The organism is Caballeronia terrestris (assembly GCF_001544515.1).
GTDB classification, from domain to species: domain Bacteria; phylum Pseudomonadota; class Gammaproteobacteria; order Burkholderiales; family Burkholderiaceae; genus Caballeronia; species Caballeronia terrestris.
Genome location: NZ_FCOL02000010.1, coordinates 174,116 through 186,702, shown reverse-complemented (window position 1 = coordinate 186,702; position 12,587 = coordinate 174,116). Strand labels below are relative to the sequence as shown.

10 protein-coding genes and 2 tRNA genes are annotated in these 12,587 nt (G+C 64.5%); 5 read left to right on the top strand and 7 right to left on the bottom strand.

Annotated features, from left to right (window positions below):
- Positions 1 to 147: 147 nt before the first annotated feature.
- The 7 genes from AWB67_RS11780 to rnr all read right to left on the bottom strand — a co-directional run bounded on the left by AWB67_RS11780 (position 148) and on the right by rnr (position 7,326).
- The gene (locus AWB67_RS11780) at positions 148 to 393 is read right to left on the bottom strand and encodes a hypothetical protein (protein WP_125477584.1); all 246 of its coding nucleotides are present in this window, start codon (positions 391 to 393) and stop codon (positions 148 to 150) included.
- A 170-nt stretch (positions 394 to 563) separates the two neighbouring features.
- Positions 564 to 1,760, bottom strand: coding sequence for a GAF domain-containing sensor histidine kinase (locus AWB67_RS11775; protein WP_235025114.1), 1,197 nt, complete (start codon positions 1,758 to 1,760; stop codon positions 564 to 566).
- A 187-nt stretch (positions 1,761 to 1,947) separates the two neighbouring features.
- Positions 1,948 to 2,643 carry a ribose-5-phosphate isomerase RpiA gene (rpiA, locus tag AWB67_RS11770; RefSeq protein ID WP_087656416.1) on the bottom strand — a complete coding sequence of 232 codons (696 nt, stop codon included), beginning with the start codon at positions 2,641 to 2,643 and terminating at the stop codon, positions 1,948 to 1,950.
- A 64-nt stretch (positions 2,644 to 2,707) separates the two neighbouring features.
- Positions 2,708 to 3,103 (bottom strand): SirB2 family protein, encoded by a 396-nt coding sequence (locus AWB67_RS11765; protein ID WP_087656415.1) that lies wholly within the window; start codon positions 3,101 to 3,103, stop codon positions 2,708 to 2,710.
- Positions 3,104 to 3,112: 9 nt separating this feature from the next.
- A complete protein-coding gene (locus tag AWB67_RS11760) occupies positions 3,113 to 3,934 on the bottom strand; it encodes an N-acetylmuramoyl-L-alanine amidase (RefSeq protein ID WP_087656414.1) in 822 nt (273 codons plus the stop codon).
- 7 nt (positions 3,935 to 3,941) lie between these two features.
- Complete coding sequence (gene rlmB / locus AWB67_RS11755) at positions 3,942 to 4,685, bottom strand: 23S rRNA (guanosine(2251)-2'-O)-methyltransferase RlmB (RefSeq protein WP_087656413.1); 744 nt, start codon at positions 4,683 to 4,685, stop codon at positions 3,942 to 3,944.
- Between the two features lie 112 nt (positions 4,686 to 4,797).
- A complete protein-coding gene (rnr, locus tag AWB67_RS11750) occupies positions 4,798 to 7,326 on the bottom strand; it encodes a ribonuclease R (protein WP_087656412.1) in 2,529 nt (842 codons plus the stop codon).
- A gap of 192 nt (positions 7,327 to 7,518) precedes the next feature.
- Here rnr and AWB67_RS11745 point away from each other — a divergent pair.
- The 5 genes from AWB67_RS11745 to AWB67_RS11725 all read left to right on the top strand — a co-directional run bounded on the left by AWB67_RS11745 (position 7,519) and on the right by AWB67_RS11725 (position 12,586).
- A tRNA-Leu gene (locus AWB67_RS11745) sits at positions 7,519 to 7,605 on the top strand.
- Between the two features lie 113 nt (positions 7,606 to 7,718).
- A tRNA-Leu gene (locus AWB67_RS11740) sits at positions 7,719 to 7,805 on the top strand.
- A 366-nt stretch (positions 7,806 to 8,171) separates the two neighbouring features.
- Positions 8,172 to 8,498 (top strand): type II toxin-antitoxin system PemK/MazF family toxin, encoded by a 327-nt coding sequence (locus AWB67_RS11735; protein ID WP_327365721.1) that lies wholly within the window; start codon positions 8,172 to 8,174, stop codon positions 8,496 to 8,498.
- A gap of 148 nt (positions 8,499 to 8,646) precedes the next feature.
- Entirely contained in the window at positions 8,647 to 11,151 is a 2,505-nt protein-coding gene (locus tag AWB67_RS11730) for an acyl-CoA dehydrogenase (RefSeq protein WP_087656411.1), read from the top strand.
- Between the two features lie 4 nt (positions 11,152 to 11,155).
- On the top strand, positions 11,156 to 12,586 hold the full coding sequence (locus AWB67_RS11725) for a 3-oxoacyl-ACP reductase (protein ID WP_087656410.1): 1,431 nt from the start codon (positions 11,156 to 11,158) through the stop codon (positions 12,584 to 12,586).
- Position 12,587 lies beyond the last annotated feature (1 nt).

Genomic DNA, 12,587 nt, shown 5'->3' with positions numbered 1-12,587 from the left:
AACTGGGAGTTTCGCAACTGCTTATCTGCACCTATCCGCACGCTGCGCTTGGCTTCGCGCGATTCTGCAAGACCGACTATTGAGCGATCGAGCGGCTGCTGAAATGCGAAAGGCCCCGCAGAACGTTGCCGGGCCTTTCGCTTTGTGTCAACGCCGTGGGACTTCGCGGCCTACGGCTTGTACGCCCAGCCGGATTTCATAGAGCGCCGCGAGCATCGATACGTAGGCGCGCTCCACCGCCGCCTCCTCCACCGACATACCCTTGCACGTCTCCCCGCCCATGATGATCCCAAGGCTGAGCGCGTAACTGGCGGCGAACGCCGCCGGCGACGGCTCCTGAAACTTCATGCGCTCGTAGGCGCTATTGAGGGCGTAGCGGAGATCGGTATGCATCGATGTGGGCTCAAGAGTGGTGATGGTGCTGACGCCGAACGGCTGACGTTCGAGCGCGGCCTGCATCCTATCGGCGGCGCCGCAACGGCTCTATCGGCACCGCCTTAAAATCTCCCAACCTTCATTCAGCAATTACGATACCTAATTCTTCAGACCTATCTTCGGCGCGCTCACTCGCAGATGCGCAGCCGCGCGACAAACCGCGTGCCCTTCTCCGCCGACGACGTGACGTCCAGCACGCCGCCATGCGCCTCGACAATCTGCGAGCAGATGTAGAGGCCGATGCCGAGCCCGCCGCCCGGCTTGCTGGTCGCGGGACGCCAGTAAGGTTCGAACACCTTCAGCAGGTCTTTCCCGTCGATCGGCTGGCCGCCGTTCGTCACAGAAATCACAACACAGCCGCCTTCTATTGATGCGTCCACCTTCACCGGCTCGTCGCGCGCGCCGTATGCAAGCGCATTGCCGAGAAGGTTCGACAGAAGCTGCTGCAAACGTCCGCGATCGCACACGACGCGCTGCCCGATCTCGATGCTGTCCAGCACCGTGCGGTCCGGATTCGCATCGCGCAATTCGGCGACGACGTCGCACAGCGCGGTACGCAGGTCGTCTTCGGGCGCGAGCGTCACGTAGAGGCCCGAACCCATCCTGCTGCGCGCGAAATCCATCACGTCGTCGATCAGGCGCGCCATGCGGCGCGTCGTCACCTGGAGACGGCGGCCGATCGAAATCGTCTCCGGTTCCTTGCTGCGCCGCTGGAGCACTTCCGCGCTCGCGCTCACCGCGGCGAGCGGATTGCGCAGGTCGTGGCCGAGCACCGCGATGAATTGCTCGCGCAGTTCCGCCGTCGCGCGCTCGTTCAGCAGCGCCGATTCGGTCGCGTGCTGACGCCCTTCGCTGTCGAGCTGCAGCGCGATCAGTTCGGCGAAGAGGTTGAACATCGTCACCGTGCGCGGATCTGACACGACGCGCGGACGCGGATCGATCGCGCACAGGTTGCCGAAGTACTCGCCGTTGGGCAGCACGATCGGCACCGAGATATAGCTCTCGATGTTGTAGAGGCGCGGCGTGTGATGGTCGCGATAGACGGGGTCGAGGCTCGCGTGATCGATCACGACGGGCCTGCGCGCCGCGCGGGCTTCGATGCAGAGCGTCGTGTTGACGTCGAGCCGGCCGCCGGCTTTCAGGCCGAACTGGATGTCGTCCTGCACCGCGCAGGCCGTCCAGTTGCCTTCGGTCACGCGGGCGACCGCAGCGAACCCCAATCCCGTGTTCTTGCAGATGACGCGCAGCATCGACGGGACCGCGCTGATGCGGCTGATTGCCTCGACGTCGCGCGCGATGGCTTCTTCGCTATCGTTGTTGGGCAAGGGCGGTTCCGAATAGTAGTCCGGTCATGCTACCTCAGCTTCCCGCATTGTCTAAGTGTTTCCATGCCGCTGCTATCTCGCAGCGTACATCTGCGTACGTTCGCGCACATCCGTGCCGGTGGACAAAAAAAGAACGCGCGAAAGGCGACCGACTTTCGCGCGTTTTTCAGTCGACCGAGGCTGTTTTTTACGACTGGATGTAGTCGATCCGCTCGACGCCCGTGTCCGTACCGAGCAGGCACAGATTCGCCCCGCGCGCGGCAAACAGACCGACCGTCACGACGCCCGGCCACGCGTTGATTTGCGCTTCGAACGCGCGCGGATCGGTGATCTGGAGCCCCTTCACGTCGATGATCTCGTTGCCGTTGTCGGTGATGAACGGCGAGCCGTCCTTCTGCACGCGCACGATCGGCACGCCGCCGAGTGCCGTCACGCGCCGTCCGATTGCGGTACGCGCCATCGGCACGACTTCGATCGGCAGCGGAAAGCCGCCCATCACCGGGACGCGCTTGCTCGCATCGGCGATGCAGACGAACACGTCCGACACCGACGCCACGATCTTTTCGCGTGTCAGCGCCCCGCCGCCGCCCTTGATCATCGCGCCGCTGGCGTCGATTTCGTCGGCGCCGTCGACGTACACCGGCAGCGAGTCGATTTCGTTCAGGTCGAACACCTTGAAGCCGTGCGATTCGAGCCGCGCGGTGGTCGCGAGCGAACTCGACACCGCGCCGCGATAGCGGGCCTTCGATTGCGCGATTGCATCGATGAAACAATTTGCCGTCGAGCCGGTGCCAACGCCGATCACCGAGCCTTCGGGCACGGTCGCGTTGACGTAGTCGGCTGCGGCCTGGCCGACGAGTTGCTTGAGTTCGTCTTGAGTCATGGGAGTGGGGGCTGCGAGAAGGGAAACCGGAATTTTAACGGAGCTTGCCGAGCATTTCCGTTGGTCACGCTAACACGCGGAAAAAGCCCAGAAGATCGTGCGAGCGCGCCACCGACGCGATGAACGCGAACGTCGCGATCGCGAGGACGCCGAACACGGCACGCGCGGTTTGTGTGCGGCCGCGTTTGAGCGCGAACGCGCCGAGCGAGACATACACGACGAGCCCCACGATCTTCGCCGACAGCCACGCCGCACTCGCCCCGAAGCCGACGATCAAGACGAGCAGGATCGCGCTCAGCAAGAGCAGCGTACCGATGAAGTGCGGCGCGATCTTCGTCACGCGTTTGTGCAATGCAGGCGAGCCGCACAGCATCCAGAGCCAGCGCAGCAAGAATCCCGCGATGCTTAAGCCCGCGCAGGTCATGTGCAGGGCGCGCAGCGGGAAGTAGAAGTCGGCCATTCGGATCGCTCAGCGCAGGTATTTGTCGAGCAGTGCGGCGGCGATCGCATCGCTCTCGGCGTCGGACCGGCCCGCATAGTCGCTCGGGCGAAAGTGCATCTGGAACGCGCTGAAGACGTTGCGCGTCTTGTCGTCGAGGACGCCGTCTATTGCGACTTCGTAGCCGTAGCGCCTGAGTTTTTCCTGCAGCGCTTTCACATCGACGGGAGATTTCGGATCGCGGCCCGCGAGATGGCGCGCGATGTCCGCATCGTCCGGCCATGCGCCGACGCCCGCCGCGTATAACGCGCGCCACGGAAAGAGCGGACCTGGATCGATCTTGCGTTGCGGCGCGATGTCGCTATGACCGACGACGCGCGTCGGCGGGATCGCGTAACGCGTGACGATGTCCTTCGCGAGCCGCACAAGCGCATCGACTTGCGCTGCGGGATACGGCTGCCACTGGCGGCCTTGCGGGGTATCGACGGGACCGAGATTCACGTTCTCGATACCGATCGACGCCGCGTTCAGCTCCGTCGTGCCCTGCCATTCGCTGACGCCCGCGTGCCATGCGCGCATTTCTTCGGGCACGAGTTGATAAATGACCGGCTCGCCGTGCTCGATGGCCGGCGCATCCGGCACGACGTAATGCGTGCTGACGTTCGGGCCCGTGAGGACTTCGACCGAGCCCGCTTCATCGATTTCGGTGTAGTGCATCACGAGGAAACGCACGCGCGAATCAACGCTCGTCGCGTGATGACGCGTGTCGGCGATGTAGGTGCCGCGGTCGATTCGAGTCACGGTGCAGGCAGAGAGAAGTACGCAGAGGAGCGCGGCGGCGATGAACCTCATCGACGCGTTATTTCTTCACCGACCGCTGCCGCACCGCTTCGAACAGACACACGCCGCTCGCTACCGAAACGTTCAAACTCTCGACGGAACCCGCCATCGGAATGTTCATGATTTCGTCGCAGGTTTCGCGCGTGAGGCGCCGCATGCCCTCGCCTTCCGCGCCGACGACGATCGCAATCGGCCCGTCGAGCTTCGTCTCATAGAGATTCGTTGTCGCCTCGCCCGCCGTGCCGACCACCCACACGCCCGCGTCCTTCAATTCGCGCATCGCGCGCGCGAGATTCGTCACGGTGATGTACGGCACGGTTTCAGCCGCGCCGCTCGCGACTTTCGCGGCCGTCGCGTTCAACCCCGCCGAGCGGTCGCGCGGCGCGATCACCGCATGCGCGCCGGCCGCATCTGCAACCCGCAGGCACGCGCCGAGGTTATGCGGATCAGTGACGCCGTCGAGCACGAGCAGAAGCGGCGTGCCGGAGACGCCGTCGAGCAGTTCCGCGAGGTTCTGCGCAAGCGGCATGTCGTGTGCGCGCGCGACCACGCCCTGATGCCCGACGTTGCCCGCGAGACCCCAGAGACGCGATTCATCGGCGGCGATCAGGCGCACGCCCGCTTCCTTCGCCGAGCGCAGGAAATCCTGCATCCGGCGATCCTTGCGCGTGGGGTCGTACAGCACCTCCTCGATCGTCGATGCATCCGCCCTGAGGCGCGCGGTCACCGCGTGAAAACCGTAAAGAACCTTGAGACGTGACATGACTGGCAAACCTTGAATGAGAAAACCAAAACGCGGCCCGATGCGCCTTCACGCATCGGGCCGCGCATTTTTTGAATGACGCGCGCCGCCGGAACAGCCCAGCGATGGGCGTCTAGCGCTTCTTGCGAGCCGCCTTCGGCGCCGCGCCGCGCTTTTTAGCGACGCCGGTATCCTTCGCGGTCGCGGCGAGCGGCGATGCGCCCCGCTTGCTGCCGCCGCGACGCCGCGTGCTCGGCGTTTCATCGGCGGCGAACGAGCGCACGCGCGGTCCGGCGGTCGCGCCGATGCCCACATGTTCCGGCACGTTCGGCGCGATGCGTCCCGAAGGCGGCTTCACCGGCGTATCGCGCACGAGCCGGAAATCGATCTTGCGCGAATCCAGGTCGACGCGGCTCACCTGCACGCGCACGCGATCCGACATCCGGTAGCGGATGCCCGTGCGCTCGCCGCGCAACTCGTTCTTGACCTCGTCGTACTGGAAGTAGTCGGAGCCGAGTTCGGTCACGTGCACGAGCCCTTCGATGAACAGCGAATCGAGCTGCACGAAGATGCCGAACGACGTCACGCCGTTCACCATGCCGCCGTATTCCTCGCCGAGCTTGTCGCGCATGAAGTAGCACTTGAGCCACGCTTCGACATCGCGCGAGGCTTCGTCGGCGCGCCGCTCGTTCGACGAGCAATGCAGGCCCAGCTCTTCCCAGATCGCGACGTTGTTGCGTGAACGGCCGCGCGATTCGTCGTCGGATTTCTGCATTTCGCGCGCGGCTTTCGTGAGGCCCGTGCTGAGCGATATGTGATGGCCGATGTCCGGCTGATACTTCTTGCCCTGCAGGATCGCGTAGATCGCGCGGTGCGTAAGCAGGTCGGGATAGCGGCGGATCGGGCTCGTGAAGTGCGCGTACGCCTCGTAAGCGAGCCCGAAGTGCCCGATGTTGTCCGGACTGTAGACGGCCTGCTGCATCGAGCGGAGCACCATCGATTGCAGCATCTGCGCGTCGGGCCGGTCGCGGACTTGCGCCATCAGCGCGGCGTAATCGCTCGCGTGGGGCTTTTCGCCGCCGGTCAGCGTCAGGCCGACGCCACGCAGGAACGCGCGCAGGTTCTCGAGCTTTTCAGGCGTCGGGCCCGCGTGCACGCGATACAGCCCCGCATGCTTGTGGCGCTTGAGGAAGTCGGCGGCGCAGACGTTCGCGGCCAGCATGCATTCCTCGATCAGCCGATGCGCATCGTTGCGATGGCGCGGCACGATCTGCTCGATCTTGCCCTGCGCATTGCAGACGATGTACGTCTCGGTCGTATCGAAATCGATCGCACCGCGCTTCTGGCGCGCCGCGTGCAGCGATTTGTAGACGCCGTACAGGTTCTGCAGGTGCGGCAGCAGGTCGGCGCGGCGGGCCGCTTCCGGGCCCTTCGTGTTGGTCAGCACGGCCGCGACTTCGGTGTAGGTCAGGCGCGCCGCCGAGTGCATCACGCCGGGATAGAACTGATACGCCTTGATCTCGCCGCGCGACGTGATGACCATGTCGCACACGAGCACGCAGCGGTCCACCTGCGGATTCAGCGAACACAGCCCGTTCGACAGCTTCTCCGGCAGCATCGGAATCACGCGGCGCGGGAAGTACACCGACGTGCTGCGATCGAGCGCATCGACGTCGAGCGCCTCGTTCGGGCGCACGTAATGCGAGACGTCCGCGATCGCCACCAGCAAACGAAAACCCGTGCCGCGGCCGACTGTCATCGGTTCGCAATAGACGGCGTCGTCGAAGTCGCGGGCGTCCTCGCCGTCGATCGTGACGAGCGGTACGTCGCGCAGATCCACGCGATGCCGGATATCGACCGGGCGCACTTCGTCCGGCAGCTTCGATGCGACGGCGAGCGCGGCGTCGCTGAACTCGTGCGGCACGCCGTACTTGCGCACCGCGATCTCGATCTCCATGCCCGGATCGTCGATATCGCCGATCACTTCGGCCACGCGGCCGAGCGGCTGCGAATGGCGGCTCGGGAAATCGGTGAGATCGACCGACACCACCTGCCCGACCTTCGCCTTCTTCGGGTTCTGCGTGATGAGGATGTCGTGGCCGATGCGCTTATCTTCCGGCACGAGGATGAGCGCGCCATTCTCATTGATGAGCCGGCCGATGATGCGCTTGTTCGCGCGATCCGTGACCTCGACGATGTGCCCTTCCGGACGTCCGCGCCGGTCATAGCCGACGATGCGCGCGAGCACGCGGTCGTTGTGCATCACCTTCTGCATTTCGCCGTTGGGCAGGAAGAGATCGTCCTGGCCGTCATCGCGAATCAGGAAGCCGAAGCCGTCGCGATGGCCTTGCACGCGGCCCGCAACGAAATTCGACGGATGGGTGAGCTGATAGTGACCGCGCTTGTCGAGCCGGATTTGCCCGTCGCGCTCCATGGCGCCCAGTCGCTTGAAAAATCCTTCGCGCTCCTGGCGCTTGATCGACAGCGCCTCGGCGATGTCGTTCGCGGCGAGCGGCGTTTCGCTCGTGCGCAACGCGCCGAGAATTTCTTCGCGGCTCGGAATCGGATACGGATATTTGCTCAAGGGCTTGTCGATGATTTCTTCTCGTTGGACTGGCGTCGCGGTTCGGACTGGCCGGTTGGTTCGGTTACTTCGGATCATTCCGATAGCCGCCGCGCGCGGGTTATGTCTGCGGATCATTCTAACACCCGTCATCAAGGCCTCAAGGCGCAGGCGAATGGCCGCGAAGCCCGCTGCGCTTGCCTCGCGGCGGGATCCGGGCAGGAATCTCAAAATGCTTGACAGTGTGATTGGGCCCGATATAATTGCGTTCTTTGCTGCACACGCACCCTTGCCCAGGTGGCGGAATTGGTAGACGCACCAGGTTCAGGTCCTGGCGGTGGCAACACCGTGGAGGTTCGAGTCCTCTCTTGGGCACCAGATGTCTATAAAGAGCAGCCTTTTGGTGGCTCTTTTGTTTGTGAAGCGCATCGATGTGATGCGCGTGGATTGAAACACAACCCGCTACAATAGCGGGATTGCTGTACCCCTTGGTCCAGGTGGCGGAATTGGTAGACGCACTAGGTTCAGGTCCTAGCGGTGGCAACACCGTGGAGGTTCGAGTCCTCTCCTGGGCACCAAGGTCCTTTCAGCAGCATGCAGCAAACGATCAACCCCATAGAACGTAAGTTCGTGGGGTTTTTTGTTTTTGTTCGTCAGTTTAAATTCAATTAACTTTCATATTTGGCATCGCCGAATTGAATATGAATTAATTTTGTATCGCGATTATCCAAGGTTAATTCCGGTTCACCGCCCCGCCCCAAACGATGTATTAAACACCGGCGTACACTCGTTCGTGCCCGCCTTGACGGGCGTCCCTCTGCGGCCGGTGCGCTATAGGTTTCCCGGCTGCATTGCTATTCGCTCAAATCAATCGATGGAGACCCGCCCCGATGGCCTGACGCGTTTCGATGAACGGTAAGGCAAGGTGACGCATGCAAAACTAAATACCGGATGCCGGTGACATCATTCGGCTTTACGTGGGTCAGGGCAACGGCAATGAACAGGACGGTTACCGCGCCGTTCTCGTCATCACCGATGCCGAAGTGAACGACTCGACGGGCCGCGTGGTCGGCCTGCCGATCACGTCGACCGTTCGGGGCTGGGAGACGGAAATCCCGCTCTCCAGTCTCGCGAGACTGGGCGTTGCATTAGTCGACCAGATCAAATCGATTTCCTTCAAGGCAAGAGAACTCAAATTCGACGATGAAGTAGCGACCGAAGAAGAATTCGATGCTGCGAAATACGCAGTCAAAGCGTTCCTCGATCTGTGACTTCAAAGGGCTCGGCGACGAGCCTGAGCCTTTCTGCTTTCTGCGCTCCTTTTCCGACGGCCGCCTCTAGACTTCGGGAACATACCCTGCTGCACCTCCTGACCTGTTCTGTAGTAGAACAAGAGGACACTGTGAAGGAGGAATCTACATGACAGCAGGCTTCGTGGTCGCGTTCATCGTAGTGGGTAGCGCGCTCGTCTTCATGCAAGCGAACGCCCTTGCATGGCTTGCCTGGACGGTCATCTGGGTGGCTACCGGCTGGCTCACCGGCATCACAGGCCCGCTTGCAACAACCCTCCTCACCCTGCTCTTCGTCGCGCCAGCCCTCGTGCTGACGATCAAACCCCTGCGCCGCACGCTCCTCAGCCAGCGCGCACTGAACCTCTTCCGCAAGATGCTCCCCCAAATGTCCCCGACCGAGCGCGACGCCATCGAAGCCGGAACGGTCTGGTGGGACGCCGCCCTTTTCTCCGGCCGTCCGCACTGGGACTCGCTCCTCGCCCACGGCCCGGCCAAGCTATCGCAAGAAGAACAGCACTTCATCGACAGCGAATGCACGCGCCTCTGCGACCTCGCCGACGACTGGGACACCACCGCCATCTGGCAGGACCTCTCCCCGGAGACATGGGCTTATGTCAAGGACAACGGCTTTCTCGGCATGATCATCCCCAAGCAGTACGGCGGCCGCGAGTTCTCCGCCTACGCTCACTCGCAAGTGATCATGAAGCTCGCGACCCGCTGCTCCGCCGCGGCTGTCTCGGTGATGGTGCCGAACTCGCTCGGTCCCGCCGAATTGCTGATGCACTACGGCACCGAAGAGCAGAAGAACCACTACCTCCCGCGTCTCGCGCGCGGCGAGGAAATCCCTTGCTTCGCGCTGACGAGCCCCTACGCCGGGTCGGACGCCGCCGCGATTCCCGACGTCGGCATCGTCTGCCGGGGCATGCATGAAGGCCGCGAGACGCTCGGCTTTCGCGTGACTTGGAACAAGCGCTACATCACGCTCGGCCCGATCGCGACGGTGCTCGGCCTGGCCTTCCGCGCGCTCGACCCCGACCACCTTCTCGGCACGGACGACGAAGCCGGCATCACCTGCGCGCTGATCCCGACGAGTCACCCTGGCGTAAACATCGGACGGCGTCACTGGCCGCTCAACGCGGTGTTCCAGAACGGCCCGAACTGGGGGCGTGACGTCTTCGTCCCGATCGACTGGGTGATCGGCGGCCGCGCGCAGGTCGGCAACGGCTGGCGCATGCTGATGGAATGCCTCGCGGCGGGCCGGGCGATCTCGCTGCCGTCGTCGAATGTCGGGATGGCGAAGCTCGCCGTGCGCGGCACGGGCGCCTACGCGGCGGTGCGGCGGCAGTTCCGCACGGCCGTCGGACGCTTCGAGGGCGTGCAGGAAGCGCTCGGGCGCATGGGCGGCAACCTCTATGTGATGGACGCGGCCCGCAAGCTCTCCGCGCAAGCCGTCGATCTCGGTGAGAAGCCGTCCGTCATCTCCGCTATCGCGAAGTACCACATCACCGAACGCGCGCGGAAGGTGATCAACGACGGCATGGACGTCGTCGCGGGCAAGGGTATCTGCATGGGGCCGTCAAATTTCCTCGCGCGCGCCTATCAGCAGGTTCCTATCTCGATCACCGTTGAAGGGGCGAACATTCTTACGCGCTGTCTGATCATCTTCGGACAAGGCGCGATCCGCTGCCATCCGTACGTGCTAAAGGAGATGGCTGCGACCCGCGAGCCCGACGCCGCCCGCGCCCTCGCCGATTTCGATGCCGCGTTCTTCGGCCACGCGAGCTTCGTGGCATCGAACGCGATGCGCAGTTTCGTGTTCGCGCTCGGCGGCGCGCGCTTGATTCCGCGGCCCAGACGCGCCGATCCGCGCCTCGCGCCGTACTATCGCGCGGCAACGCGGCTCTCGTCGGCGTTCGCGCTGCTCGCCGACATTTCGATGCTCGCGCTCGGCGGCGACCTGAAGCGTCGCGAGCGATTGTCGGCGCGGCTCGGCGATGTGCTCTCGCAGCTCTATCTGATCTCCGCGACGCTCAAGCGCTTCGAGGACGACGGCCGTCCCGAGCGCGACCTGCCGCTTGTCGCCTGGGGCGTCGAGGATGCGCTGCAGCAGGCGCACGCCGCGATCGACGGTGTCCTCGACAACTATCCGAACCGCGCGATCGCTGTCTTCGTGCGGATGCTCGCGTTCCCGTTCGGCACGCTGCGCCGCGTGCCACGCGATACGCTCGCAAGCTCCATCGCCGATTTGATGCAGACGCCCGGCGACGCCCGCGAGCGCCTGATCGCCGATTCCTACGCGCCGACCTCCGACATCGACCCGCTCGGGTACGCCGAGCTGATTCTCGCGCTGAACCCGCGCTTCACGGAAATCGAGCGCAAGCTGCGGCACGCGGTGAAATCGGGCGAACTGGAGGCGATCCCGCAAAGCCTGCCCGACCTGGACGCCTGGGCGATCGACGCCGAACGGCGCGGCTTCATCGATGCCGCCGACCGCCAGGTGCTCGCCGACTACGCGCGATACGGCGCCGAAGTGCTGAAGGTCGATGACTTCCCCGCCGATTTCGGTATGCTCGAAGCATTGCAGAAGCGCAAGGCCGCGCTCGAGCGGGAACCGGAAGAGGTAATTGCCTGAGATCATGAGAGACCGCTATCTCGACTTCGTGAATTCATCGTTCGGGGCGGGCGTCGCCCGGTCCATCGGCTTGCCGCGCCCCGAGGTGCTGCGCCGACATCGCGCGGACCGGCCCGAGTTCGGCGGGATGGCCGCGATCGGCGCGGGGCCGTCGCCGGCGCTTTTCGATGCACTGATCGACGTGCTGCGGTCGGTCGGCATGACGGGCGTCGCGCACGAAAGCGCGCGCGGCTGGCTGCCGCTCGCCAACGAGCACGGCGCGATGAGCGGACGCTTCGAGCCGCAGGCGCCCGACGCGAACGCGAGCGACCGCGTCGAGGCGCTGATCTTCGATGGCACCGGCATCGCCGACAGCACGGAACTCACGAAGCTCTACGGCTTTTTTCACGACGGCATCCGCTCGGTGGCGAAAAGCGGGCGCATCGTCGTGCTCGGACGGCCGCCCGAGACCTGCGCGAGCCCGCGCGCGTGGACCGCGCAGCGCGCGCTCGAAGGCATGGCGCGCTCGCTCGGCAAGGAGGCTCGCCACGGCATCACATCGAATCTGCTGCAGGTGGCCGAAGGCGCCAGCTTCGAAGGCGCGTTGCGGTTCTTTTTGTCGCCGCGCTCGGCTTATGTGTCGGGGCAAGTCGTGCGGATCGAGGCCGCATCCTTTACAGCGCCCTCCGACTGGTCGAAGCCTCTTACTGGCAAGCGCGCGCTCGTGACGGGCGCGGCGCGCGGCATCGGCGCATCGATCGCCGCCGTGCTGGCCGCGCTCGGCGCGCACACGATCGGCCTCGACGTGCCGGCCGCCAAGGACGCGCTCGATCAGACGATGCTCGGCATCGAGGACGCGTCGCCCTCGGGTGGCGTCCACGCCGCGCTGCTCGCCGACATCGGCGCGCCCGAAGCGCCTGTCGAGCTCGCGGCGGCGCTCCTTGCGCTGGGCGGCATCGACATCGTCGTGCACAACGCGGGCATCACGCGCGACCGGACCATCGCGAAAATGACGCAGGCCGCCTGGGACAGCGTGATCGACATCAACCTCTCGGCGCAGGAGCGCATCGACGACGCCCTGCTCGCGCAGAACGTGCTGCACGACGGCGGGCGGATCATCGGCGTGTCGTCGATCAGCGGGATCGCCGGGAACCACGGGCAGACGAACTACGCGACCTCGAAGGCGGGCGTGATCGGGCGCGTCGCGAGCATGGAGCGCGTGCTGCAGCCGCGCGGCATCACGATCAACGCAGTCGCGCCGGGCTTCATCGAAACACAGATGACCGCGCGCATTCCGCTCGGCATCCGCGAGGCCGGACGCCGCATGAATTCGATGAGCCAGGGCGGCCAGCCGGTCGATGTCGCCGAAACGATCGGGTGGCTCGCGAATCCGGCGTCGGCCGGCATCAGCGGACAGTTGGTGCGCGTATGCGGCCAGAGTCTGATCGGAGCCTGAC

Excerpts from the sequence above, each read along its gene's own strand:
- AWB67_RS11780 (WP_125477584.1), bottom strand. The coding sequence starts at position 393 with ATGCATACCGATCTCCGCTACGCCCTCAATAGCGCCTACGAGCGCATG.
- rpiA (WP_087656416.1), bottom strand. The coding sequence starts at position 2,643 with ATGACTCAAGACGAACTCAAGCAACTCGTCGGCCAGGCCGCAGCCGAC.
- AWB67_RS11765 (WP_087656415.1), bottom strand. The coding sequence starts at position 3,103 with ATGGCCGACTTCTACTTCCCGCTGCGCGCCCTGCACATGACCTGCGCG.
- AWB67_RS11760 (WP_087656414.1), bottom strand. The coding sequence starts at position 3,934 with ATGAGGTTCATCGCCGCCGCGCTCCTCTGCGTACTTCTCTCTGCCTGC.
- rlmB (WP_087656413.1), bottom strand. The coding sequence starts at position 4,685 with ATGTCACGTCTCAAGGTTCTTTACGGTTTTCACGCGGTGACCGCGCGC.
- rnr (WP_087656412.1), bottom strand. The coding sequence starts at position 7,326 with ATGATCCGAAGTAACCGAACCAACCGGCCAGTCCGAACCGCGACGCCA.
- AWB67_RS11730 (WP_087656411.1), top strand. The coding sequence starts at position 8,647 with ATGACAGCAGGCTTCGTGGTCGCGTTCATCGTAGTGGGTAGCGCGCTC.
- AWB67_RS11725 (WP_087656410.1), top strand. The coding sequence starts at position 11,156 with ATGAGAGACCGCTATCTCGACTTCGTGAATTCATCGTTCGGGGCGGGC.